Genomic DNA, 25,099 nt, shown 5'->3' with positions numbered 1-25,099 from the left:
AGATGATCAGGTAGATAGGATGGAAGTGGAAGTGCTGCGAGGCATGGAGCGGACCATTACTAATCGATCGAGGACTTAACCAAGTAGAGAAAACGTGAGTTTTCGGTGAAAGAGATAAATGATATCTAGTTTTGAGAGAATAAAATCTCAAGTAAATAGTGCGGTGGTGATGGCACGAAGGATACACCTGTTCCCATTCCGAACACAGAAGTTAAGCTTCGTAACGCCGAGAGTAGTTAGAGGAACGCCTCTTGCGAGGGTAGGAAGTCGCCGTGCGATATGGAGGATTAGCTCAGCTGGGAGAGCATCTGCCTTACAAGCAGGGGGTCACAGGTTCGAACCCTGTATCCTCCATATGAGTCGTTAGCTCAGTCGGTAGAGCATCTGACTTTTAATCAGAGGGTCGACAGTTCGAGCCTGTCACGACTCATTCAAGAAAAAAGTTCTTGACTTTATAATTTAATTTAGTTACAATAACTAAGTACTGTTATTGATGCCGACTTAGCTCAGCTGGCAGAGCATCTGTCTTGTAAACAGGGGGTCGGAGGTTCGAATCCTCTAGTCGGCATAATGCGGAAGTAGTTCAGTGGTAGAACACCACCTTGCCATGGTGGGGGTCGCGGGTTCGAATCCCGTCTTCCGCTTTTCAATAATACGCCGGGGTGGCGGAACTGGCAGACGCACAGGACTTAAAATCCTGCGGTGAGTGATCACCGTACCGGTTCGATTCCGGTCCTCGGCATTATTGATGCACCCATAGCGCAACTGGATAGAGTGTCTGACTACGAATCAGAAGGTTGCAGGTTCGACTCCTGCTGGGTGCATATTAGCGGGAAGTAGCTCAGCTTGGTAGAGCACCTGGTTTGGGACCAGGGGGTCGCAGGTTCGAATCCTGTCTTCCCGATAAATGAATAATTCATTTAGTGATCGCGGTGTAGCTCAGCTGGCTAGAGCGTCCGGTTCATACCCGGGAGGTCGAGGGTTCGATTCCCCCCGCCGCGATATTCATACAGCACTTGGACCTTTAGCTCAGTTGGTTAGAGCAGACGGCTCATAACCGTCCGGTCGTAGGTTCGAGTCCTACAAGGTCCATTGTGATTTCTTGTTAAAAATTGCAAGTATGATTTATTATGGAGGATTACCCAAGTCTGGCTGAAGGGAACGGTCTTGAAAACCGTCAGGTGGGTCAAACCACGCAAGAGTTCGAATCTCTTATCCTCCTTTTTATTATCGCGGGATGGAGCAGTCTGGTAGCTCGTCGGGCTCATAACCCGAAGGTCGTAGGTTCAAATCCTGCTCCCGCAATTTAATTATGGTCCTATGGTGTAGGGGTTATCACGCCTGCCTGTCACGCAGGAGATCGCCGGTTCAAATCCGGCTAGGACCGTTATAATGGCTCGGTAGCTCAGTTGGTAGAGCAAAGGATTGAAGCTCCTTGTGTCGGCAGTTCGATTCTGTCCCGCGCCATTTAAAAGTAATATGCGGGTGTAGTTTAGTGGTAAAACCACAGCCTTCCAAGCTGTTGTCGCGAGTTCGATTCTCGTCACCCGCTTTTGATATGGGCCTATAGCTCAGCTGGTTAGAGCGCACGCCTGATAAGCGTGAGGTCGATGGTTCGAGTCCATTTAGGCCCATATGGAGAAATACTCAAGTGGCTGAAGAGGCGCCCCTGCTAAGGGTGTAGGTCGGTAACACGGCGCGAGGGTTCAAATCCCTCTTTCTCCGTTATGGCCCGTTGGTCAAGTGGTTAAGACACCGCCCTTTCACGGCGGTAACATGGGTTCAAATCCCGTACGGGTCATCTTAATATGTTATTTTAATATCGCGGGATGGAGCAGTCTGGTAGCTCGTCGGGCTCATAACCCGAAGGTCGTAGGTTCAAATCCTGCTCCCGCAATTTAATTATGGTCCTATGGTGTAGGGGTTATCACGCCTGCCTGTCACGCAGGAGATCGCCGGTTCAAATCCGGCTAGGACCGTGTGACTAATTTTTTTAACTATCCTTTTTAGGATAGTTTTTTTATTACATTACTTAATATACGGGATATTATGTATCGCTTTGAGTTTTATTTAATACTTTATTGTGATAAAATTTAATAGTTACAATCCATTCCCGAAAGGATTCGTTTTAAACGAAGATGCCTTGTAACCAAATTACTTATAATAATGGGGGAATTAAATTGACAGAAAAACACCTTTTTACTTCTGAATCAGTATCAGAAGGTCATCCAGATAAAATTGCAGATCAAATAAGTGATTCAATTTTAGATGCAATGTTAGAACAAGATCCTGAGGCAAGGGTCGCTGTTGAGACTACAGTAACTACAGGATTAGTAGTAGTAGTGGGTGAAGTTTCCACAACAGCACATATTGATATACAAAAAGTTGTTAGGGAAACTATAAAAGAAATTGGATACAAAAATGGTAAATATGGGTTTGATGGTGATAATTGTGCCGTCATAACAGCTATAGATGAACAATCTCCAGATATTGCTTTAGGAGTTGATAATTCTCTTGAAGTAAAAAATGGAGATGTGGATCCACTTGACCAAATTGGTGCAGGTGATCAAGGAATGATGTTTGGATATGCTATAAATGAAACACCAGAATTGATGCCATTGCCAATCTCACTTAGTCATCATTTAATGAAAAAAGTAGCTGAAGTTAGAAAAAATGGAACTTTAGCCTATTTAGGACCTGATGCTAAGGCACAAGTGACAGTTGAATATGATGACGATAATCAACCGTTAAGAATAGATACAGTTGTTTTATCTACACAACACGATGAAAATATTTCACTAGATCAAATTAGAAAAGATGTAATGGATCAAGTTATCACTAAAGTAATACCTGATAAATATTTAGATTCAAATACAAAGTATTTTATTAATCCAACTGGTCGTTTTGTAATAGGTGGACCACAAGGTGATGCTGGTTTAACTGGTAGAAAAATCATTGTTGATACTTATGGTGGATATGCTCATCATGGTGGTGGGGCGTTCTCTGGTAAAGATGCTACAAAGGTAGATAGATCAGCAAGCTATGCTGCAAGATATATTGCTAAAAATATCGTAGCTGCAGGATTAGCATCTCAAGTTGAGGTTCAAATATCTTATGCAATAGGAGTAGCTCAACCAGTTTCAGTTTCCGTTAATACATTTGGTAGTGGAAAAGTTTCAAATCAAAAGTTAGTTGATGCAATTAGAAAAGTTTTTGATTTAAGACCTGCTGGAATCATAAAAATGTTAGATTTACGTAGACCTATCTATAAGAAAACTGCAGCATATGGACATTTTGGTAGAACAGATATTGATTTACCATGGGAAAAAACTGATAAGATAAATGAATTGAAGAAAGAGTTAGATTTCTAAATTTCTCTTGAAATAGATATACTATTTTGGTATTATCATTGTAAATTATAATATGAACGTAGATAAGGAATAGTAGAGTCTGTATTTTAATTTAAGAGAGTGCATGGTTGGTGTGAATGTACTAAATAGAGATTTGAACTCGCCTTAGATGTTTCTTCATTGAAATTAGTAGGTGAAGACGGTACTTTCCGTTAGAAAAGAAGAGAGCTAATCATTTGATTGGAATATAGGTGGTACCGCGAGTTTTTCGTCCTATACGGAATAGTTTTATTTCGTATAGGCTTTTTTTATCTACAGAAGTTTATTATTTTTTTGAAAGGATGGAAATAGATGTCATATAAGCATATTGAAATAGAAAAAAAGTGGCAAAGATATTGGGAAGAACACAAAACATTCAAAACAACTGAAGATGATGATAAAAAGAATTATTATGCCTTAGATATGTTTCCATATCCATCTGGGCAAGGACTTCATGTAGGTCATCCTGAAGGGTATACAGCTACAGATATAATGGCTCGTATGAAGAGAATGCAAGGATATAATGTTTTACACCCAATGGGATGGGATGCATTCGGTTTACCTGCTGAACAATATGCGTTGAATACAGGAAACTCACCACGTGAATTTACTAAAAAAAATGTTAATAATTTTAGACGTCAAATTAAATCTTTAGGTTTATCATATGATTGGGATCGAGAAGTTAACACGACAGATCCTGCATATTATAAATGGACTCAATGGATTTTTGAACAATTATATAAAAAAGGGTTAGCTTATGAAGCTGAAGTTCCAGTTAACTGGAGTCCAGATTTAGGAACCGTTGTAGCTAACGAAGAAGTTATTGATGGTAAAACTGAACGTGGTGGTTTTCCTGTTATTAGAAAGCCAATGCGTCAATGGGTATTAAAAATCACAGCTTATGCTGATCGCTTAATAGATGATTTAGATGATTTAGATTGGCCAGAAGCAATTAAAGAACAACAACGTAATTGGATTGGTCGTTCAGTTGGTGCAGCAATAAACTTTCCTGTTTCAGGAGATGAAAATACAAAGATTGAGGTATTTTCTACTCGTCCAGATACAATATTTGGTGTTGCAGCTTTAGTATTGGCACCTGAACATGAATTGGTTAAGCAATTAACAACTCCTGAACATGAAAATGAGGTAGAAGCATACATAGAAAAAATATCTCATAAATCAGATTTAGAAAGAACAGATTTAGCTAAAGATAAAACAGGTGTATTTACAGGTAGTTATGTTGTAAATCCTGTAAGTGGAGAAAAATTACCTATTTGGATTGCTGACTATGTTTTAAATTCATATGGAACAGGTGCGGTAATGGTTGTTCCTGCACATGATGAACGAGATCATGAATTTGCTCAAAAGTTTGATTTGCCTATCGTACAAGTTATCGAAGGTGGAGATGTTCAAAAAGAAGCATATACTGGTGATGGAGTTCATATCAATTCTGATTTCCTAAATGGTATGGATAAAGACGAAGCCATTGATGCTATAAATAACTGGCTAGAAGAAAATGGAGTAGGGGAAAAGAAAGTTAACTATCGTTTAAGAGATTGGTTATTCTCTAGACAACGTTACTGGGGTGAGCCTATTCCTGTAATTCATTGGGAAGATGGTGAAACAACTTTAGTTCCAGAAGATGAATTACCTTTATATTTACCTAAAGCAACAGATATTAAGCCATCAGGAACTGGTGAAAGTCCATTAGCTAACTTAGATGATTGGGTAAATGTTGTTGATGAAAATGGTAGAAAAGGACGTCGTGAAACTAATACTATGCCACAATGGGCTGGTAGTTCCTGGTACTTCCTACGTTATATAGATCCACATAACAACCATGAAGTAGCAGATTATGAAAAATTAAAAGAATGGTTACCTGTAAACTTGTATGTTGGTGGTGCTGAACACGCTGTATTACATTTATTGTATGCTCGTTTCTGGCATAAATTCTTATATGATTTAGGTGTAGTTCCAACTAAAGAACCATTCCAAAAATTGGTAAACCAAGGAATGATTTTAGGTTCTAACCATGAAAAGATGTCTAAGTCTAAAGGAAATGTTGTTAATCCAGATGATATTGTCGAACAATATGGAGCAGATACATTACGCTTATACGAAATGTTTATGGGACCTTTAGATGCATCTATCCCTTGGAGTGAAGAAGGACTTGGTGGTGCACATAAGTTCATCAACCGTGTTTGGAATTTATTGATTGATGAAAATGATAATTTGCGTGACAGAGTAACTACAATTAACAATCATGATTTAGATAAGATATATAATGAAACTGTTAAGAAAGTTACAGAAGACTATGAGGCTATGCACTTTAATACTGCAATTTCCCAATTAATGGTTTTTGTTAATAATGCTTATAAAGCAGATTCATTACCATTGGAATATGTGGAAGGCTTAGTAAAATTGTTATCACCAGTTGTTCCTCATATTACAGAAGAATTATGGTCTAAGTTAGGTCATGTAGGTAGCATAGCATATGCTAAGTGGCCAACCTATGATGAAAGCAAGTTAGTTGAAGATGTTGTAGAAATTGTTATTCAAATTAACGGTAAAGTAAGACAACATTTACAAGTGTCTAAAGATGCTAGTCGTGAAGAATTACAAGACCTAGCTTTGAACGACGAAAGAATAAAACAAGAACTTGCTGATAAAGAAATTAAGAAGGTTATTGCAGTTCCTGGTAAATTAGTGTCAATTGTAGTAGCAAAATAAAATTTTAATATTAGTAATTAAGTTAAAAGATTCGTATCTCATGAAGTACGGATCTTTTTTATTATAGTTAATCTCTCTAATATGTAATACTAAAAATTTATGAAACACAAAAAGGTGAATATTAATGGAGAGAAAAAAATATTTATTCGGAAGTATACTTGCTACTTAAAGGAATTTTTTATAAAATGGTAATTACAATATAAAAATTTTCTGAAAATCCTAAATTATAAAGGAGATTTTACATGAAAAATGAATTATCTCGAGCTTTAACTCATCGACATGTTCAGATGATAGCAATTGGTGGCGCGATAGGTACAGGGTTGTTCTTGGGATCAGGTTCAGCAATTCAAAAGGCAGGACCAGCTCTGATATTAGCCTACTTAATTGCGGGTATTTTTTGTTTTTTTATGATGCGTGCAATTGGTGAATTAATTTTATCTGATAAAAGTAAAAATTCATTTATTGAATTTGTTAAGGTATACATGGGAAGAGGATGGGAGTTCATTATAGGATGGACTTATTGGTTATGTTGGGCAAGTTTGGCAATGGCTGACTTAACTGCTAGTGGTATTTATTTAAGATATTGGTTTCCGAATCTTCCTCAATGGTTGACAGCATTGATAATCATTCTTGTTCTATTAATTTTCAACTTACTCAGTGTAGGATTATTTGGTGAATTAGAATCGTGGTTTTCTAGTATTAAAGTTTTAGCGATTTTAGCATTAATAGGCACAGGTATTATTTTATTGCTCACCCAGGCAAATGTAGGCGGAAATGAAGTTAGTATCATGAATTTATTTAATCATGGTGGCTTCTTTCCTAAAGGGGCAATAGGATTTATGGCAGCTTTTCCAATGGTTATATTTGCTTTTACTGGTATTGAAATGGTCGGTCTAGCTTCTGGAGAAACTGCTAATCCAGAAAAAGATATTCCACAAGCAATCAATACATTGCCTTTTAGAATAGGATTGTTCTATATAGGTTCGATGTTCGTATTGATGTGTATTTATCCTTGGAATGAAATTGTTACAACTTCTAGTCCATTTGTGCAAGTATTTAATGGAATTGGTATCAAATTTGCTGCTGGAATTATCAATTTTGTAGTATTAACAGCTGCATTATCAGCATGTAATAGTGCGATTTTTAGCACAAGTAGAACTTTATTTGTTTTGTCACATAGTGGTCATGCACCTAAATCTTTTGGTCAAACTAATAATCGGAGTATCCCAGTTAAATCATTGTTATTCTCTTCAAGTTCATTATTTTTAATAGTTATATTGAATTATGTACTACCTAAGAGTATTTTTGATATTATTTCTGGTGTAGCAACGGTTAGCTTTGTTTTTGTATGGATTGCATTAGTTTGGTGTCACTATCAATATCGAAAAAATAGCCCAAATAATAATGAAAAAATTTTTCCAATGCCATTGTATCCGGTAAGTAATGTTATAACAATGATCTTTTTTGTTTTAGTATTAGTTTTATTAACTTTTAATACTAATACATTAATGTCACTTATCTTTTCAATAGTTTGGTTTGGAATTTTGGGAGCAATATATTTCTTTAAAGCTAGAAAGTAGTTTATAAAGCTGGTTAGAATTATCCTAACTGGCTTTTTTAAATGCTTATTTGCAGTCATTAGTAAAATGATTTAAAATTAATGGGCTAAGTATTTTTTGGAAGTAGGAATTACATAAAAATGAATGATAATAATGAACAAATAAAAAAAGATTTAGAAGAAACTTCTTCTAAAGAAAAAATGTTGAAGGGCTCAGCTTGGATGACAGCTGGGAGTATTTTTTCTAGAATTCTGGGAGCAATTTATATTATTCCATGGGCAACTTGGTTTGGAGTTAATTATTTACAAGCAAATGCCTTATTTACTAAGGGATATACTGTTTATGCATTATTTTTGATGCTGTCTACTGCTGGAATTCCATCTGCAGTGGGTAAACAAGTTGCACATTATAATTCTCTTAATGAATATGGAATCGGTAGGCGATTATTTAAGCGAAGTTTAGGTGTAATGATGTTTTTAGGAATTATCAGTGCAATGATTTTGTGGTTTATTGCACCATTAATTTCTCAAGGGGATGCAGCAGTTATTCCTGTATATCGTTCTTTAGCAGTTACATTGCTTTTGATTCCGGTAATGAGTTTAACTAGAGGCTTTTTCCAAGGATATTTTGATATGGCTCCGTTCGCTATATCACAATTAGTAGAACAAGTTGCTAGAATTGTTTATATGTTAGCAGCAACATATCTAATTACTCAGGTGTTACATGGAAGTTACCAGAGCGCAGTAGTTCAATCAACTTTTGCAGCATTTATAGGAGCTGTTTGTGGCTTATTAGTTTTATTATGGCATTATTGGCGAAAACGACCAACTATGAATTATCTTTTAGCTCACAGTAATAATAAACTAGAAGTTTCTGATAAGAGATTAATAAAGGAAATATTGTATCAATCGATACCTTTCATCATTATTGGATCAACTACAACTTTGTATAATTTATTTGATCAATTTAGTTTTCCAACAATTATGAGTTTTGTTACTGATTATAGTACTAAAGAAATTAATGCATTATATGCTTTATTTGCGGGAAATGCCAATAAATTGATAATGATTACTATTTCAGTTGCTGCTGCGATGGCTGACACTGCAATTCCATTATTGGCTCAAGCTGTTACAAAAAATGATAATGAAGAAGTTTCAGCTGCTTTATTAGATTCGATAGAATTATTCTTTTTTGTAATGTTACCTTGTTCTTTTGGAATGGCTGCAGTTTCCAGACCACTATATGTTTTATTCTATCCATATGATTATACAGGTATCTTTGTATTAGCCTTTTCATCATATATAGCTTTAGCATTAGGCTTATTTATGGTTTTAGCAGCATTACTTCAAGGAATATATGAAAATACAATAGCAATTAAATTTGCGGTAATTGGAATGATTGTCAAAGTTATAATACAATTCCCATTAACAGCATTTTTACATGTATATGGTCCTTTAGCAGCTACAGGTATAGGAATGACCGTAAGTAATGTATTAATTTTTAGATACTTGTATTTCAAATATAATTTAAATATTAATAAATTACAGAAAAATACTAATATGATGATGTTATTCAGCCTATTTATGTTTATTGTAGTACTCGTTATATCTTTTGCTTTAGGGAAAGTAACAAATACATATAGCAAATTCCAATCCACCATTGTGTTAATAATTGGAGCCGGAATTGGAGGATATATTTATGCTTTCTTAAGTTTGAAGGCAAGACTAGCTGATGATATTTTAGGTGCTAGAGCTAACTTTTTAAGAAGAATATTAAGAATTAAATAGCGTGATGTATATGAGATTAGATAAGTTTTTAAGTCAAACAGGAAAGTTTACAAGAGCGGAAGCAAAAAAGGTTATAAAGGCTAAAAGAGTAAGGTTAAATGGTGAAGTTGTCAAAGACGGAAAGATAAAAATAAATGAAGACTCAGATAAAATTTTTTTAGATGGGGAACTTTTAGCTTTGAATAACAAAGAAGTATATTATATGTTAAATAAACCTGCAGGAGTTGTGTCAGCTACTAGGGATGATAAAGATAAGACGGTAATTGATTTAATAAATTTTCCTGGAAGAAAAGAAGATCTATTTCCTGTAGGTAGACTAGATAAGGAAACAACAGGATTATTAATTATCACAAATGATGGAAAATTTGCTCATGACATTATTTCTCCTAAAAAACATGTATCTAAAACATATGAAGCAGTAGTTACTGGAAAAATATCAGAAAAAGAGGTTAAAATATTTTCTCAAGGTATGGAATTAGCCAATGGGGATAAATTACAGCCTGCACAACTTGATATAATATCTTATTCTGAGAAGGATGATACTAGCAAAGTTAGAGTTATTATTCATGAAGGGAAATATCACCAGATTAGACGAATGTTTGGAGCAGTGTCTCAAAGAGTGTTAGAACTAGATAGAGTAAAGATAGGACTGCTTGAATTGGATGATACTTTGGAAAGAGGAGAATATAGGGAGTTAACAGAAAAAGAATTAAATTTAATAAAATAAGGAGAAGAGGACTAAATTTGTCCCTTCTCCTTATTTTTGTTTAGAAATAACTTTTAACATCGTTTTTTGAATCTTTTTAATAATATCTGTTGGTAATGTTACATAGTATTTATGAGATAAGTTTTCAGCTATATAGCTGTGTAAATAAACAGCTGCGTTAATTCTTTCATCTAGTGAACTTTCCTTAAACTGTGTGATAAATGCAGCTAGGATACCGGTTAAGATATCCCCCATACCACCAGTTGCCATAAAAGGACCACCAATTGTTAAATTATCAATAGTTCCTGATTGATGATAAATAGTAGTATGGTGTTTTTTTAAAATAACAGTAGCATTTAGCAATGTTTGTTTTTGTAAGTTGATGTCATCAATTTGTTTATCTATAGGAATACCAGATAGTCTTTGCCATTCCATCTGGTGAGGAGTAAAAATAATTTTTTTATTGTTAGCAATCAATTCTTTTAAGGAGTCATTTTCAGATATGAGAGTGATTGCTGAACCGTCAATTATGCAAAGTTGATTATCAGAGATATTACTTAATGTAACTTCAAGAACTTCTTTAGCTCTATTATCAGTACCTAATCCAGGGCCTACAACTACTGCATCAGCCGTTGAAATAGCAGTTGTAAGAGATACCTTATCAAAAAAATTAATAAACATTGCTTCTGGTACGACGGAATGTAATGAAGATAGATTTTCTTTATTAGTTGCAACAGTAACTAGCCCAGCGCCAGCGTGGACAGCAGCAGAAGCAGCCATAATTATAGCTCCACCATAGTTAATATTTCCGCCAATGAGCAATACTCTACCAAAATTACCTTTATGACTGTTAGGCTCACGTTTTTTAATAACCTTTTGTAAAATATCAAGTGTAATCTCCATAAATAGTACACCAGCCTTTTTTTAAGATATAATTATTATAATTCAAAATTCGTTTATTTTGAAAAAATTATGCTATTATTAAATAGTAAACATTTTTTAGGAGATGAATTATAGAATGGCAATAGATTGGAAAGCAGAAGTTGAAAAAAGACGAGACGATATTCTCGAAGATTTAAAAACAATGCTTCGAATTGAAAGTGTACGAGATGAGAGCATAGCAACAGCTGATGCACCTTTAGGACCAGGCCCCAAAGAAGCTCTAGATGCTTTTTTGAATATTGGTAAACGTGATGGATTTGAAGTTGAAGAATTCGATGGTATGGCTGGACACATTAAATTTGGAGATGGTAAAGAAGATTTAGGTATTCTAGCACACGTTGACGTAATGCCAGCTGGTAAAGGTTGGGATACAGATCCATTTGATCCAGTTATTAAAGATGGAAAATTATATGCTCGTGGTGCCTCTGATGATAAAGGACCAAGTATGGCAGCATATTATGGATTAAAGATTGTTAAAGAATTAGGATTACCAGTTAAAAAGAGTGTACGTTTTATTTTAGGTACTGATGAAGAAAGTAGTTGGAGAGGAATGACTCACTACTTTGAAAAGATGCCTAAGCCAACAATTGGTTTTTCACCAGATGCATTTTTCCCAATCATCAATGGTGAAAAAGGTAATTTCAGTATGCTTGTAAAATTCGATGGTAAAAATGGTGATGAATTAAAATTATTATCCTTTGATTCTGGTTTACGTGACAACATGGTTCCACGCGATGCAGTAGCCGTTGTTGAAGGTAATGATCTTGAAAGTATGGCTGCTGATTTCAAGCAATATGTTGCTGAAAATAGTGTTTTAAGTGGCGATGCAGAAATTAAAGATGGAAAATTAGAATTATCCTTAATTGGTAAGGCTGCTCATGCACAAGAACCACGTAATGGCGAAAATGCAGGAACTTACTTAGCTGTATTCTTGAATAAGTACAATTTTGCTAAGGATGCCAAGGGATACTTAGCCTTTGCTGCTGAATACTTACATCAAGATTCACGTATGGATAATTTTGGAATTAGCTATACTGATGAAGTAATGGGCGATTTAACTATGAATGCTGGTATCTTTACATTTGAAGCTGGCAAAGGTGGAGAAATTACTTTGAATTTCAGATATCCTAGAGGTATTGATGATGAATATGTATTCAATGCTGTTAAGAAAGCTGCAACTAAATTAGAAGCTGTTTCATTTGAAAAGAAGGAACATGCAATGGTACCACATTATGTCTCACCTGAAGATCCATTGGTTTCAAAATTATTGGCTGTTTATAGTCGTCAAACAGGTCAAGAAGCTCATGGCATGGTTGTCGGTGGGGGAACTTATGGTAGATTGTTAGAACGTGGTGTAGCATTTGGCGCTATGTTCCCAGGTGTTGAAGACACAATGCACCAAGCAAACGAATTTATCCCAGTAGATGATGTAATGAAAGCTGCTGCAATCTATGCAGAATCCATCTATGAATTAATTAAAGACTAATTTAAGAGAACTCCAAAATAGTGATTTTAGCTATTTTGGAGTTTTTTGTATTTAAAATATTGAGATTATAGACTTAAATAAAAGACTAAATATGATGAAGACAATTTATTAGAAATAGTAATCTATTTTTTCTTATATACTGATAAATAGAAAAAAGTAAAATATCAAAATCTAAATATAGAACCAATTTTTTAATTTATGTAAAATAATCGCTTTCAAAAGTAAAAGTTGCAGAAATTAAAAAATTGGTCCTGTATAGAAAATGGGAAAATAGGATTAAACGAAAATAAAATTTATGTATAAATGAAATTGTTCTGGTTTATAAAATTTAGTATTATAATTTTATAATGTAACGATTTTACATACAAGGTGGCGACTGATATAGAAAATTTGGAAGAGATAAACCTTTTTAATGATAGTGAAGATAAAAATTTAATACAGATCAATATGCCAAGGCGGGAACTTTGGAAAAATTAATTCAAGATGAATTTGGGCAAGAGGAGTAGTGAGAAGATGAAAGCAGATACGATAAGATTGTTAGATTTATTAGCACAGTCTAAGGCTATTTTTGAAATACCTGTATACCAAAGAAATTATGAATGGCGAGAAGAGCAATGTCGTCAATTGTTTAAAGATATTTTACAGGCTGCTAAGGAACAAAAGCCACACTTCACTGGGGCAGTTGTATATGTAGAAGAGTCAGGACCTAATATGAGTCACATCTACAATATTATTGATGGACAACAACGTTTAACTAGTTGTTCTTTGTTATTAAAGGCAATTGCTGATACAAGTAATGACGAAGAATTAAAAGAAGAAATTGAAACTAATTATTTAAAAAATAAGTTTTTATCTGATAACAATCATATTCGATTAAAATCAGTGGAAAAAGACAGAGAAGCATATTATGCAATAATGTCAGATAGAATTGATGAATATGATAAGCCATCTAAGATGAAAACAAATTATAAGTTATTTATCAGGTTAATTGAAGAATCAGAATTAAGTAGTAGTGAATTATTTACAGCAATTAATTTTTTAAATGTTGTATATATAGAAATTAATAGCAATAGGGATGAGGAAAATCCACAAGTTATTTTTGAAAGTTTAAATTCGACTGGTGTATCTTTATCTGCATCTGACCTAGTGCGTAATTTTATATTAATGAGTTTAGATAGTGAAGAACAGACTAAGTTATATAAAGAGTATTGGATAAAGATTGAAAGTTTGTTTATCAATAATAATATTTTTGCAGAGTTTATTAGGCATTATTTAATATCTAAGACAAAAAAAGCTGTTAAAAGAGAGAATACTTATTCTGTATATAAAAAATATTATTACGAACAAAACTTCAATGCTAAAGAAGCTGTTAAAGAGCTATACATTAATGTGCGCTACTATTCTCAATTATTAAATGCAAGTACTGAGAATAAAGAATTTAATAAAGCTGTCAGCCATATTAATACATTAGATAAAAAAGTTCTTTATCCATATTTATTAAAACTATTAGATATGCAAGTTAAACAAGAAATAAGCTGGAACGAAGTTGTGGATATAGCACATTTATTAGAAAGTTACATATATCGTAGAATGATTTGCAGTGTTCCAAGTAATGCTTTGAATGGTTTAGTAGTTTCATTAACTAATAAAGAGAATAAGAATGAATTAGAAGTAGTTGAACGAAGACTATTGAATAATAATTTTCCTACTGATAAAGAATTCAAAGAAAAATTACTGGAATATCCAATTTATAAAAAAAGAAAAGACTGTGCTAAATTAACTTTGGAAGTTTTGGAAGAATCAAAGACGAAAGAAACAATTGATTTTGAAAAAACACAGGTAGAACATATAATGCCAAAAAAATTATCAACAGATTGGCGAATAGAAGTAACAAATGCTGAAAGTACTAATCGTCAATATGGAGATACTATTGGTAATTTAACATTAACTGGATATAATCAAGAAATGAGTAATAAAGTTTATACAGAAAAAAGAAAATTTTATAGTAAATCAAATATAGTTTTATCAAGAGAAATTAGTGAAAAATATGAGGTTTGGGATAAAAATAGCATCGTAGAAAGAGCTAAGAATCTTGCAGACGAACTTTGCAGAATATTCGAACGTCCTACTTTAATTAAGAAGAATATTGCTGATACCTATAAAGGTGAACATAACATTTTAGATGAATTGGATGTAACGGGTCAAAAACCAGCTTATCTGATTATTCAAGAACATGATTATCAGGTATCGACTTGGGGAAGTATGATTGTAACATTTTTCAATTATATTTGGGGAAATGACAGTATGACATACAATAAGTTAAAGTCTGAAAAGACATTAGAATGGCTATTTTCAAACATACGAAATCCTAAAGTATTGAAAAATGGCGATGTAATAGAAACTAATTTCTCAGCTAATACTGTAGTTGCAGTATTGGCTAAAGTATCTGAAATGTGTGGTATTTCAGAAGAAGTAAGTTATATTCTTAAATAGAAAAGTTTATTTTTAGCGAATTAAATAGTTTACAGTAGTAAAAAATCACTGAAGATCATATCGATCCTCAGTGATTTTTTTCAGTTTTAAGACTTTTTCTAGTCTTATTCATAATGCCTCCGACAAGAGTCGAACTTGCACTTGGAAAACCAAACAACGACCTGAACGTTGCGCGTCTGCCAATTCCGCCACGGAGGCAAGAACAATAGTAATTTTACAATAAAGTATTACTATTTGCAATAATGCTAGTTCTTTTTGGGAAAGCTAATAGCAGTTCCATATCCGTGTAATAACATATACTTTGGACCAACAGAAACACGGACTATTTGAGGGACAAAGCGAATATCAATTACGCCATCAGCATCAAGTTCAAGTGCTTTATTTTCCAATTTTTTTTTAACTTGGGCATAAAGATTGTCAAATTGATCTACTTCATCTAATTCTTCTGCTTTAAGAGTTCTTTTCACGGTAGCATTAACTATACCCTTTAAAATATAAGATTGATTGAGACCACTTGTTGATAGAAACATTATATTCATCTCCTTAACAACTATAAATATCGTATATTTATAATACCACAAAAGTAGTTTATTTTTCTTTTAAAAATTATATTTTGATTAGAATTTTGATATTCAAAATATGTTTAGAAGGTAAAAATTATATAGTATCATCTGTATAAATAATATATTAGTTATGATTATATAAATTATATAAAGAACAATATTTTGAAGAATGACTATTTTAATAGCATATAGTGGATGTTTTGAGAAATCAAAATATCCATTTATTTTGTTTTGTAAAAATATATTTTTTTATTTGATGAATTTTTTTCATAGTCATTTGTGCGCGATTTGACAAAATAAAATCAATAAATTATGATTTGTTCATCGAATATTTTGATGTTCGAAATAATTTTAAGTGAGGTGCTTTGTGTGGCAATTATGGATGCACAGGAAATAATGGATATGATTCCTAATCGTTATCCGATCTGTTACATTGACTATGTTGATGAGCTAGTACCTGGTGAGAGAATTATCGCAACAAAAAATGTAACAATTAATGAATCTTTTTTCAGAGGACATTTTCCAGGAAATCCTGTAATGCCGGGAGTTTTACTAATTGAAACTTTAGCGCAAGCTGCGTCAATACTTATTTTGAAATCTCCAGAATTTGTAGGAAAAACAGCTTATTTAGGTTCTATAAGTAAAGCTAAATTTAGAAAAGTTGTCAGACCGGGCGATGTTTTAAAATTAAATGTCGAAATGAAAAAGAAACACGAGAACATGGGGATAGTAGATACTCAAGTTATCGTGGATGGAAAGAAAGCTTGTACGGCTGAATTAATGTTTATCGTTGCGGATAGAGACAAGAAGTTGTAGTTGCAAAGTAGTCTTATTTCGGTTATTATTTTGATAATCAAATTATTTGGAATACGAAAGATAAGGCGGTATAGGGATGGATGAAAGATATCAAGTAATAAATGATGCTTTAGAAAAAATTTATGCTGATATTGTATGGATTGAAGAAAGTGAGTTACGTAAGAGTGTTTTTAGTGATATCACGATTAAAGAGATGCATGCAATAAATGCAATTTCAATGTATGATCATCAAACAGCTTCACAAGTTGCTAAAAAGCTTCATTTAACCCCTGGAACGTTAACTGCAACAATAGATAGACTATGTCGAAAAGGTTATGCTGAACGCATTAGAGGGAATGATGATAGGCGAATTATTAGAATAGGTTTGACTAAAAAAGGTAGACTAGTTTATCGAGCACATGATGCTTTTCATAGGATGATGGTTAAAAGTTTTTTGAAGGATTTAAATCCAGATGAAATAAAAACTATTGAAAAAGCCATTCATAATTTAGAAGATTTTCTAAAAGAGCACTCTTAACTAAGGAGAACTAGGTTTGGAAAATATAGAAATATCTTATACAGCACGTTATGTTCCACCTGAAGTTATAGATAATCAAAGATTAACAGAATTTATGGATACATCTGATGAATGGATAAGCCAACGAACTGGAATAAAGAAGAGGCATATAAGCTTAAATGAGAGTACAGCTGATTTAGCAGAGAAAGTAGCAGAAAAGTTATTAATAAAAAGCGGATGGAATCCTAATTCTTTAGATTTAATAATAGTTGCTACAATGTCTCCTAATTCTTTTACACCAGCAACAGCGGCTATTGTTCAAGGAAGAATAAGTGCTGATAATGCAGTTTGTTTTGATATTTCAGCTGCATGTTCAGGATATATATATGGTTTAAGTATTGTTGAAGCAATGCTAAGGAATATGAATTTAAAAAGGGCTATGCTAATTGGAAGTGAAAATCTTTCCAAGTTGATAGATTGGAATGACAGATCGACGGCTGTACTTTTCGGGGACGGTGCAGCAGGTGCTTTGATTGAGTTAAAAGAAGATACAGATTCTAAATTTATCAGCAGTGATTTGAAAACTATTGGAAATGAAGCTGAGTTTTTAACAGCAGGAATAACTGATCCGTTAGAAAAATTTCCAGATTTGGATAGCATAAGGAAATATACGACTTTCAAAATGGATGGCAGAAGAGTATATACTTTTGCGACTAGGGAAGTTCCCCAATCTATTCTAAGGGCAGTGCAAAAAGCTAACCTTAGTTTGGAAGATATAGATTATTTTATTTTGCATCAAGCAAATTCAAGAATTATTCGACAAGTAGCTAAGAAATTAAAGCAAAATGAAGAAAAATTTCCAATTAACATAGATAGTTTTGGAAATACTTCGGCAGCTAGTGAACCTCTTTTATTAGATGAATTAATAGAAAATGGAATTGTAAAAAGAGGGATGACGCTAGCATTAAGTGGCTTTGGTGGTGGCTTAACAGTCGGTACTCATATTATTAAATATTAATTTAAGGAGAGAATTTGAAATGACAGAAGCAGAAGTATTAAAGAAAGTACAAGATATCGTAGTAGAACAATTGGATGTAGATGTAGATGATGTAACTTTAACAGCAGATATCAAAGATGATTTAGACGCAGATAGTTTAGATGTTTTTGAAATTATGAATGAACTAGAAGATGATTTAGACATTAAGTTAGAAGCTGATGAAAACATCAAAACAATTCAAGATGTAGTTACTTACGTAAAAAAAGAATTGGATAACAAATAGAAGGTAATTAATTATGAAATTAGCCATCTTATTTAGTGGTCAAGGATCCCAATTTACAGATATGGGATTAGATTTTTACCAGGAAAGTCCAATTTTTAAGGACTGTGTAGATAAAGCTAGTGAGATTGCAGATTTTAAAATTACTTCAGTATTTGCTAACGATGGAGATAAACTTTCTGAAACAAAATATATTCAACCTGCAATAGTTGCTATGAGTATAGGTATCTGGAAAATGTTACAGAATACTCTAGGTGATAAGTTAGCTGTTGAAGGCATGGTTGGTTTATCTCTAGGAGAATATAGTGCTTTAATTGCAAGTCAGAAATTATCTTTTAGCGATGGAATGTCAGTACTTAAAGATCGTGCTATTTACATGCAAGATGATGCTAATAAAGTTGATAGTAAAATGGCAGCAATTATTGACCCTCAAATAGAAGTAATTGAAAAATTATGTACCGATTATCCAAATGTATATGTGGCTAATTATAATACGCCTAAACAATTAGTAATAGGTGGAGATGGCGAAGAATTAGTAGATGTTGTAGATAAGATAGATAGTCTAAATGCAGCTAAGAAAATAGTAGAGTTAAAGGTAAGTGGAGCTTTTCATACTCCACTTTTTACTAATGCAAGTCAAAAGATGAAAAAGAGATTATCAAATGTGACATTTACTGAAGGAAGTAACTTAGTTGTAAGTAATACTACAATGCGTCCTTTTGAAAAAGATTCTTTAGCAGAAATATTAGCTAAACAAATTATTAAACCAACACATTTTGGTGAATGTGTTCAATATTTAATTGATAATAAAAAAATAGATACGGTACTTGAAATAGGTCCTGGGAAAACATTAAGTAAATTTACTAAGCAAATTGATAAAAGTATTAAAAGATATCACATTAGTAAATTAAGTGATTTTAAAAAATTCATAGATAGTGTGAAAGAAAGTGAATAAATGGAATTAAAAGAAAAAGTAGTTCTAGTCACTGGAAGTTCAAGAGGAATTGGTGCAGAAATAGCATTAGCTTTTGCTAGAAAAGGAAGTACTGTAGTTTTAAATGGACGCCATCAAATACCTAATGATATGATTAGTAAGATGGAAGAAATTGGTTGTAACTATGATGTTATTCTTGGTGATATCAGTATAGAAAGTGATGTTAAAAGAATTGTTAAAGAAGTTATCGAAAAATTTGGTAGAATAGATATACTGATTAACAATGCCGGAATAACTAATGATAAGTTACTGATTGGAATGAAACCTGCAGATTTTAAGTCTGTAATTGATGTTAACCTAATTGGAACTTTCCAAATGACACAAGCTGTTGTGAAGAAAATGTATAAGCAACGATCAGGAGTAATTATAAACCTTGCTAGTGTGATTGGACAGCATGGAAATATTGGTCAAGCTAACTATGCAGCAAGTAAAGCCGGAGTTATCGGATTAACTAAAAGTGTGGCAAAAGAAGGCGCTATGCGAAGTATTAGAGTTAATGCGATTGCTCCAGGAATGATAGTTAGTGATATGACAGATGTTTTAAGCGATAAAGTTAAAGAAAACATTCTCACTACTATCCCTTTAAATCGTTTTGGAAAAGCAGAAGAAGTTGCACAAACTGCAGTCTTTTTAGCTGAAAATGATTATATAACGGGACAGGTAATTACTGTTGATGGTGGAATGACAATTTAATGGAGGGTTCTAATGACTAACAGAGTTGTTATTACAGGAATGGGAATAGTAGGTCCTGTCGGAAATGACAGAGAAACTTTCTTAAAGAACATATTTGATAGCAAAGTAGGAATAGAAAAGATTACTAAGTTTGACGCTACACAGACTGGAATTTCAGTTGCTGGAGAAGTGAAAGACTTCGATCCTAAAAATTCTATTGGTAAAAAAGCTGCTAAAAGAATGGATTTATTTTCTCAATATGCAGTTCATAGTGCGATTGAAGCTGTTGAACAAGCAGGAATAAACGAAGAGAATACAGATTCATATGACATGGGAGTAATTTACGGATCAGGTATTGGAGGACTTACTACTATTCAAGAGCAAGTTATAAAGATGCATGAAAAAGGTCCTAAAAGAGTTTCTCCAATGTTTGTACCTACTTCCATAGTTAATATGGCTGCTGGAAATATTGCGATGCATTTTGGAGCTAAAAATATTTGTACAGCAGTTGTAACAGCATGTTCATCTGCAACTAATGCAATTGGTGAGGCTTACCGACAAATTAAAGAAGGTAGAGCACAGGTAATGTTAACTGGGGGCTCTGAAGCATCGGTTAACGAAATAGGAATTGCTGGATTTGCGGCTCTAACTGCTCTTTCACCTGAGAAAGATCCTTTAAAGGCTTCACTACCATTTGATAGAAATCGTTCTGGATTTGTAATGGGTGAAGGTGGAGCTACCTTAGTTTTAGAAAACTTAGAACATGCACAAAAACGAAATGCTACGATATTGGGAGAAGTTGTAGGTTATAGTAGTACGTGTGATGCTTTTCATATAACATCTCCAGATCCTACTGGTGAAGGTGCAGCTAGGGCTATGAAACAAGCCATTGATGAAGCTGGTATAACTCCCGATAAAGTAGGTTATGTTAATGCTCACGGAACTGCTACACATGCAAATGATAGTGGTGAATCATTAGCAATTAATAAAGTATTTGGAGAAAATAGCTCAGTAATGGTAAGTAGTACTAAAAGTATGACGGGTCATTTGTTAGGAGCTGCTGGCGCAATTGAGGCAGCTATTACGGTAAGAGCTCTTCAGATGCAACAATTACCTGAAAATGTAGGTTTGAATGAATTAGATGAAGAATGTAATATTAATATAGTTACAAAAGACAAGACTACCACTTCTAATTTAGAATATGCTATCAGTAATTCATTAGGATTTGGTGGTCATAATGCGGTATTAGCGTTAAGAAAATGGAGTGAATAAGATTGGATTTTAATGATGTGAAGAAGTTAATGGAAGACTTCAATAACTCTCCTACACGAGAACTTGAAATCACAACGGATGGTTTTCATATTCATTTGAGTAAAAATGAAGCACCATTTATTAGCCAAGATAATAAAAATTATGCTGATTCTCCAGCTATTGAAGCTAGCGATGAAAGTATTGTAAGCAGTAAAAACGATGATCTCGATGATGCTAGTTTGATAAAATCTCCAATGGTTGGAACGGTATATCTTCAACCTGAACCAGAAAAAGCAGCTTATGTCTCTGTTGGATCACATGTTCATAAAGGCGATGTTGTATGTATTATTGAAGCCATGAAGATGATGACAGAAATCAAGAGTGAGTACACAGGTGAAGTTGTAGAAGTTTTGGTTGATAATGAAGATTTAGTTGAATTTGATCAACCTTTATTTAAAATTAAGGAAGGTTAGTTAAGTGCTAGATATAACAGAAATAAAGAAAATAATTCCGCATCGCTATCCCATGTTGTTAATTGACAGAGTAGAAGAATTGATTCCAGGGGAAAAAGCAGTAGCTAAAAGAAATGTTACTATCAATGAAGAATTATTTAATGGACATTTCCCTGGTAATCCAGTGATGCCAGGAGTATTAATTGTAGAAGCATTAGCACAAACAGGTGCTGTTGCACTATTATCTTTACCAGAATTTAAAGGGAAAACAGCATATTTTGGTGGAATAAAGTCTGCTAAATTTAGAAAAGTTGTTAGACCTGGTGATTCATTGCGTTTAGAAGTAACTTTAGAGAAGATTCGAAATAATGTTGGTTTAGGAAAAGCTATTGCAACTGTAGATGGAAAAAAAGCATGTACAGCTGAACTAACGTTTATGATTGGATAGGTAAGTAGTAAGGTAGGTAGAAATATGTTTTCGAAAGTATTAGTGGCTAATCGTGGAGAAATTGCAGTTCGTATTATTCGATCACTTAAAGAATTGGGCATAAAATCGGTTGCTATTTATTCAACTGTTGACCGAGAAAGTTTACATGTACAATTAGCAGATGAAGCTGTATGTGTAGGAACTGCCCGTCCACAAGATTCATATTTAAACATGAAAAATATTTTAGCAGCTGCTATTGGAACTGGTGCGGAAGCAATCCATCCCGGTTTTGGTTTCTTATCTGAAAATAGTCAATTTGTTGAGATGTGTGAAGCTGTAGGTATAACTTTTATCGGCCCTAATTCTGAAATAATTGACTTGATGGGAAATAAAGCTAATGCAAGAGAACAAATGCAAAAAAGTGGAGTTCCCGTGATTCCAGGAAGTGAAGGTTTCATCGAAACTGTTGAAGAAGCCAAGAAAGTTGCAAATAAGGTTGGATATCCGGTTTTATTAAAAGCAGCAGCCGGTGGTGGTGGCAAAGGTATTAGGAAGGTTAATGACGATAATGAATTAACATCATTATTTGAAGAGGCTAAGCGCGAAGCCCAAGTATCTTTCGGTGATAAAAGAATGTATCTAGAAAAAATAATGACAAATGTAAAGCACATTGAAGTTCAAATTTTTCGTGATAAGCAAGGAAATGTAGTTTATTTTCCTGAACGTGATTGTTCAGTACAAAGAAATAAACAGAAGATGATAGAAGAAAGTCCATGCCTTTTAATTACTGAGGAGCAAAGAAAAGAGCTAGGAAATATAGCAATAAAAGCTGCCAATGCCATTAACTATGTTAATACTGGAACAATTGAATTTTTAATGGATAGTCAACATAATTTTTATTTTATGGAAATGAATACGCGTATTCAAGTAGAACATACAGTGACAGAAATGGTTACAGGAATTGATTTGGTAAAAGCTCAAGTAAAAGTAGCTTCTGGGGAAAGGTTGCCGTTTAATCAAAATGATATTCAAATTAACGGAAGTGCTATTGAATGCCGTATCAATGCAGAAGATCCATCTAAGAATTTTATGCCACAGGTTGGTAAGGTGCGCTATTTGTATTTCCCAGTAGGAAATTTAGGAATGAGAATAGATTCTGATTTGTATGCAGGTTGGGAAATCACTCCATTTTATGACTCAATGATTGCTAAAGTAATTTCTTTAGGTCAAGACAGACATGAGGCGATTGAAAAAGTAAAACGCTTATTGAGTGAGATGCTAATTACAGGAGTAAAAACCAATCAATCTTTCTACTTAGATATTTTAAAAGATAAGAATTTTTTAGATGGTAAAGTTACTACTGAATATTTAGAACAGAATTTTTTACCTAAATGGAAGGAAGAACATAAAGATGCAGCTATTTGATGAATTAAAAACAATTAGTAAAAAGCATATTAAGGCTAACAAAAAAGCTGGAGAAAAAGTTCCTTCGGGATTATGGATTTCTTGCCCTAAATGTCAACAATCTATATATCATAAAGATTTAGGTAAGTATAAAACATGTCCAAATTGTTACTATGGGTTTAGAATTCATGCTCGTGAGAGATTAGAATGGTTAGTAGATACTTTTCAAGAATTTGATACAGATTTAGAAACTAAAGATCCATTAAATTTTCCTGGATATAAAGAAAAATTAATTAAAGCTCAACAAGACAGTAAACTTAACGATTCAGTTTTAACTGGAATAGCAATGATTAATGATGTTGAATTTGCTTTAGGCATAATGGATCCATACTTCATTATGGGCTCAATGGGAACTGTGACTGGCGAGAAGATAACTCGTTTATTTGAGAGAGCTACTCAGAAGAATTTACCAGTAATATTATTTACAGCTTCTGGTGGTGCTAGAATGCAAGAAGGAATTAGTTCCTTAATGCAGATGAGCAAGATCTCTCAAGCAGTCAAGGAACATTCAAATGCAGGTTTATTGTACATAACTGTCATTACAGACCCTACTACAGGTGGAGTGACAGCAAGTTTTGCAATGCAAGGAGATATAATTCTTTCTGAACCAAGAGCATTACTGGGATTTGCAGGTAAACGTGTAATAGAACAAACTATTCACCAAAAGGTACCAGATGACTTACAAGATGCAGAAACTGTTTTAAAGAATGGATTTATTGATAATATTATTAAACGTGAAGATCAAAAAGAAAAATTAGCATGGTTGGTAAAAATTCATTCAATGAAAGGAGCTTTTTAGATGCCTAAAATTTTAAAGAAGAAAAAAATGGCTTCTGAAATCGTAGCTGCTGCTCGTGGGTTAAAAAAAGTAACTGCCAATGAATTGATAGATGGAATTTTTGATGATTTTTTTGAACTTCATGGTGATCGCAAGTATTCAGATGATGAAGCAATTATAGGAGGGATTGCATTATTTAATGGAATCCCTGTAACAGTTATTGCAACGGATAAAGGTGGTACTCCTGAAGAGAGAATAGCGAAACATTTTGGATGTCCAGAACCGTCAGGATATAGAAAGTCCTTACGTTTAATGAAACAAGCTGAGAAATTCAATCGACCAATCGTAACTTTTGTAAATACTTCAGGTGCTTATCCTGGACGATCAGCTGAGGAAAATGGACAGGGTGAAGCTATTGCTAGGAATTTACTAGAAATGAGTGATCTAAAGGTACCAATTATTTCATTTATTTATGGTGAAGGAGGCAGTGGAGGAGCTTTAGCTTTGGCATGTGGAGATCAAGTTTGGATGTTAGAAGATAGTATGTATTCTATTTTATCACCTGAAGGATTTGCTTCTATTTTATGGAAAGATAGTAAAAGGGCAGATGAAGCTGCAGAAGTAATGCAGTTAACTCCTGAGGCTTTATTAAAACAAGAAATTATTGAAGGAATAATTCCAGAATCTAATTCACATCGAAAAGTTTGCAAAGAGATAAAGAAAATATTGGCACAAGAATTAAAAAATTTAACTTCACTTACAAAGTTTGAACTTGTAAAAAGAAGAAAAGAGAGATATAGAAAGTTTTAGAAGGGAA

General features: G+C 33.5%; 19 protein-coding genes, 20 tRNA genes, 1 rRNA gene, 1 pseudogene, 1 riboswitch and 1 other annotated feature. Of the genes and pseudogenes, 38 read left to right on the top strand and 3 right to left on the bottom strand.

The annotated features are described in order from the left end of the window. Positions 1-159 precede the first annotated feature (159 nt). The 25 genes from rrf to OZJ21_RS08100 all read left to right on the top strand — a co-directional run bounded on the left by rrf (position 160) and on the right by OZJ21_RS08100 (position 10,192). Positions 160-276, top strand: a 5S ribosomal RNA gene (rrf, locus tag OZJ21_RS08220). A 5-nt stretch (positions 277-281) separates the two neighbouring features. Next, positions 282-354: transfer RNA gene (locus tag OZJ21_RS08215), tRNA-Val, on the top strand. A gap of 3 nt (positions 355-357) precedes the next feature. Beyond that, positions 358-430: transfer RNA gene (locus OZJ21_RS08210), tRNA-Lys, on the top strand. A 65-nt stretch (positions 431-495) separates the two neighbouring features. After that, a tRNA-Thr gene (locus OZJ21_RS08205) sits at positions 496-568 on the top strand. Between the two features lie 4 nt (positions 569-572). Continuing rightward, positions 573-644, top strand: a tRNA-Gly gene (locus OZJ21_RS08200). A 12-nt stretch (positions 645-656) separates the two neighbouring features. Continuing rightward, positions 657-742: transfer RNA gene (locus OZJ21_RS08195), tRNA-Leu, on the top strand. Between the two features lie 8 nt (positions 743-750). Further along, positions 751-824: transfer RNA gene (locus OZJ21_RS08190), tRNA-Arg, on the top strand. 6 nt (positions 825-830) lie between these two features. Then, positions 831-904: transfer RNA gene (locus tag OZJ21_RS08185), tRNA-Pro, on the top strand. A gap of 24 nt (positions 905-928) precedes the next feature. Further along, positions 929-1,002, top strand: a tRNA-Met gene (locus tag OZJ21_RS08180). Between the two features lie 16 nt (positions 1,003-1,018). Continuing rightward, a tRNA-Ile gene (locus tag OZJ21_RS08175) sits at positions 1,019-1,092 on the top strand. Between the two features lie 40 nt (positions 1,093-1,132). Beyond that, positions 1,133-1,222 (top strand) — tRNA-Ser (locus tag OZJ21_RS08170). A gap of 9 nt (positions 1,223-1,231) precedes the next feature. Further along, positions 1,232-1,305 (top strand) — tRNA-Met (locus OZJ21_RS08165). A gap of 9 nt (positions 1,306-1,314) precedes the next feature. Beyond that, positions 1,315-1,387 (top strand) — tRNA-Asp (locus tag OZJ21_RS08160). Positions 1,388-1,394: 7 nt separating this feature from the next. Beyond that, positions 1,395-1,467, top strand: a tRNA-Phe gene (locus OZJ21_RS08155). 14 nt (positions 1,468-1,481) lie between these two features. Next, positions 1,482-1,552, top strand: a tRNA-Gly gene (locus OZJ21_RS08150). An 8-nt stretch (positions 1,553-1,560) separates the two neighbouring features. Next, positions 1,561-1,634, top strand: a tRNA-Ile gene (locus tag OZJ21_RS08145). A 3-nt stretch (positions 1,635-1,637) separates the two neighbouring features. Further along, a tRNA-Ser gene (locus OZJ21_RS08140) sits at positions 1,638-1,725 on the top strand. Positions 1,726-1,729: 4 nt separating this feature from the next. Then, a tRNA-Glu gene (locus OZJ21_RS08135) sits at positions 1,730-1,801 on the top strand. A 22-nt stretch (positions 1,802-1,823) separates the two neighbouring features. After that, positions 1,824-1,897 (top strand) — tRNA-Met (locus OZJ21_RS08130). Positions 1,898-1,906: 9 nt separating this feature from the next. Continuing rightward, a tRNA-Asp gene (locus OZJ21_RS08125) sits at positions 1,907-1,979 on the top strand. 116 nt (positions 1,980-2,095) lie between these two features. Next, positions 2,096-2,183, top strand: a riboswitch (SMK box riboswitch). Beyond that, positions 2,181-3,371 carry a methionine adenosyltransferase gene (gene metK / locus OZJ21_RS08120; RefSeq protein WP_268857648.1) on the top strand — a complete coding sequence of 397 codons (1,191 nt, stop codon included), beginning with the start codon at positions 2,181-2,183 and terminating at the stop codon, positions 3,369-3,371. Its footprint overlaps the riboswitch before it by 3 nt. Before the next feature lie 50 nt (positions 3,372-3,421). Then, positions 3,422-3,629 (top strand) — a binding site (T-box leader). A gap of 72 nt (positions 3,630-3,701) precedes the next feature. Then, positions 3,702-6,119 carry a leucine--tRNA ligase gene (gene leuS / locus OZJ21_RS08115; RefSeq protein WP_164479781.1) on the top strand — a complete coding sequence of 806 codons (2,418 nt, stop codon included), beginning with the start codon at positions 3,702-3,704 and terminating at the stop codon, positions 6,117-6,119. Positions 6,120-6,361: 242 nt separating this feature from the next. Further along, positions 6,362-7,699, top strand: coding sequence for an amino acid permease (locus tag OZJ21_RS08110; protein ID WP_003708261.1), 1,338 nt, complete (start codon positions 6,362-6,364; stop codon positions 7,697-7,699). 119 nt (positions 7,700-7,818) lie between these two features. Then, positions 7,819-9,465 (top strand): putative polysaccharide biosynthesis protein, encoded by a 1,647-nt coding sequence (locus OZJ21_RS08105; protein WP_187397651.1) that lies wholly within the window; start codon positions 7,819-7,821, stop codon positions 9,463-9,465. 10 nt (positions 9,466-9,475) lie between these two features. Next, positions 9,476-10,192, top strand: coding sequence for a pseudouridine synthase (locus OZJ21_RS08100; RefSeq protein WP_187397652.1), 717 nt, complete (start codon positions 9,476-9,478; stop codon positions 10,190-10,192). Positions 10,193-10,222: 30 nt separating this feature from the next. Here OZJ21_RS08100 and OZJ21_RS08095 read toward each other — a convergent pair whose 3' ends face one another. Beyond that, positions 10,223-11,074 carry an NAD(P)H-hydrate dehydratase gene (locus tag OZJ21_RS08095; protein WP_204759579.1) on the bottom strand — a complete coding sequence of 284 codons (852 nt, stop codon included), beginning with the start codon at positions 11,072-11,074 and terminating at the stop codon, positions 10,223-10,225. 115 nt (positions 11,075-11,189) lie between these two features. Here OZJ21_RS08095 and pepV point away from each other — a divergent pair, with 115 nt between their 5' ends. Together pepV and OZJ21_RS08085 are read left to right on the top strand one after the other, a co-directional pair. Continuing rightward, positions 11,190-12,599: a dipeptidase PepV gene (pepV, locus tag OZJ21_RS08090; RefSeq protein WP_003709777.1), complete on the top strand. Its 1,410-nt coding sequence runs from the start codon at positions 11,190-11,192 to the stop codon at positions 12,597-12,599. Between the two features lie 513 nt (positions 12,600-13,112). Further along, positions 13,113-15,092, top strand: coding sequence for a DUF262 domain-containing protein (locus OZJ21_RS08085; RefSeq protein WP_268857647.1), 1,980 nt, complete (start codon positions 13,113-13,115; stop codon positions 15,090-15,092). Positions 15,093-15,206: 114 nt separating this feature from the next. Here OZJ21_RS08085 and OZJ21_RS08080 read toward each other — a convergent pair. After that, positions 15,207-15,290 (bottom strand) — tRNA-Leu (locus tag OZJ21_RS08080). 47 nt (positions 15,291-15,337) lie between these two features. After that, positions 15,338-15,622 (bottom strand): hypothetical protein, encoded by a 285-nt coding sequence (locus tag OZJ21_RS08075; RefSeq protein WP_081537814.1) that lies wholly within the window; start codon positions 15,620-15,622, stop codon positions 15,338-15,340. Positions 15,623-16,024: 402 nt separating this feature from the next. Between OZJ21_RS08075 and fabZ (OZJ21_RS08070) the strand changes: the two genes are divergently transcribed. From fabZ (OZJ21_RS08070) to accD, 11 genes and pseudogenes are all read left to right on the top strand, one after another. Next, the gene (gene fabZ / locus OZJ21_RS08070; protein ID WP_014568231.1) at positions 16,025-16,471 is read left to right on the top strand and encodes a 3-hydroxyacyl-ACP dehydratase FabZ; all 447 of its coding nucleotides are present in this window, start codon (positions 16,025-16,027) and stop codon (positions 16,469-16,471) included. A 76-nt stretch (positions 16,472-16,547) separates the two neighbouring features. Beyond that, the gene (locus tag OZJ21_RS08065; RefSeq protein WP_003699732.1) at positions 16,548-16,988 is read left to right on the top strand and encodes a MarR family winged helix-turn-helix transcriptional regulator; all 441 of its coding nucleotides are present in this window, start codon (positions 16,548-16,550) and stop codon (positions 16,986-16,988) included. A gap of 16 nt (positions 16,989-17,004) precedes the next feature. Beyond that, positions 17,005-17,985: a beta-ketoacyl-ACP synthase III gene (locus OZJ21_RS08060; protein ID WP_087310523.1), complete on the top strand. Its 981-nt coding sequence runs from the start codon at positions 17,005-17,007 to the stop codon at positions 17,983-17,985. Positions 17,986-18,004: 19 nt separating this feature from the next. After that, positions 18,005-18,247, top strand: coding sequence for an acyl carrier protein (locus OZJ21_RS08055; protein ID WP_003699734.1), 243 nt, complete (start codon positions 18,005-18,007; stop codon positions 18,245-18,247). Between the two features lie 13 nt (positions 18,248-18,260). Next, positions 18,261-19,199, top strand: coding sequence for an ACP S-malonyltransferase (locus tag OZJ21_RS08050; RefSeq protein ID WP_014568233.1), 939 nt, complete (start codon positions 18,261-18,263; stop codon positions 19,197-19,199). After that, positions 19,200-19,931 (top strand): 3-oxoacyl-[acyl-carrier-protein] reductase, encoded by a 732-nt coding sequence (gene fabG / locus OZJ21_RS08045; protein WP_004563889.1) that lies wholly within the window; start codon positions 19,200-19,202, stop codon positions 19,929-19,931. It abuts the gene before it with no gap. A 12-nt stretch (positions 19,932-19,943) separates the two neighbouring features. After that, entirely contained in the window at positions 19,944-21,182 is a 1,239-nt protein-coding gene (gene fabF / locus OZJ21_RS08040; protein ID WP_081533777.1) for a beta-ketoacyl-ACP synthase II, read from the top strand. A 2-nt stretch (positions 21,183-21,184) separates the two neighbouring features. Beyond that, positions 21,185-21,634 (top strand): acetyl-CoA carboxylase biotin carboxyl carrier protein, encoded by a 450-nt coding sequence (gene accB / locus OZJ21_RS08035; protein ID WP_035149650.1) that lies wholly within the window; start codon positions 21,185-21,187, stop codon positions 21,632-21,634. Positions 21,635-21,638: 4 nt separating this feature from the next. Further along, on the top strand, positions 21,639-22,061 hold the full coding sequence (fabZ, locus tag OZJ21_RS08030; protein ID WP_003699740.1) for a 3-hydroxyacyl-ACP dehydratase FabZ: 423 nt from the start codon (positions 21,639-21,641) through the stop codon (positions 22,059-22,061). 24 nt (positions 22,062-22,085) lie between these two features. Then, entirely contained in the window at positions 22,086-23,465 is a 1,380-nt protein-coding gene (gene accC / locus OZJ21_RS08025) for an acetyl-CoA carboxylase biotin carboxylase subunit (RefSeq protein WP_011475767.1), read from the top strand. After that, positions 23,452-25,092 (top strand): annotated as a pseudogene (gene accD, locus OZJ21_RS08020) (acetyl-CoA carboxylase, carboxyltransferase subunit beta). The gene accC and the pseudogene accD overlap by 14 nt, the downstream one beginning before the upstream one ends. Positions 25,093-25,099 lie beyond the last annotated feature (7 nt).

The organism is Ligilactobacillus sp. UO.C109 (genome assembly GCF_026847815.1).
In the GTDB taxonomy this organism is placed as follows: domain Bacteria; phylum Bacillota; class Bacilli; order Lactobacillales; family Lactobacillaceae; genus Ligilactobacillus; species Ligilactobacillus salivarius.
This window is presented reverse-complemented; position numbering and strand designations above follow the sequence as displayed.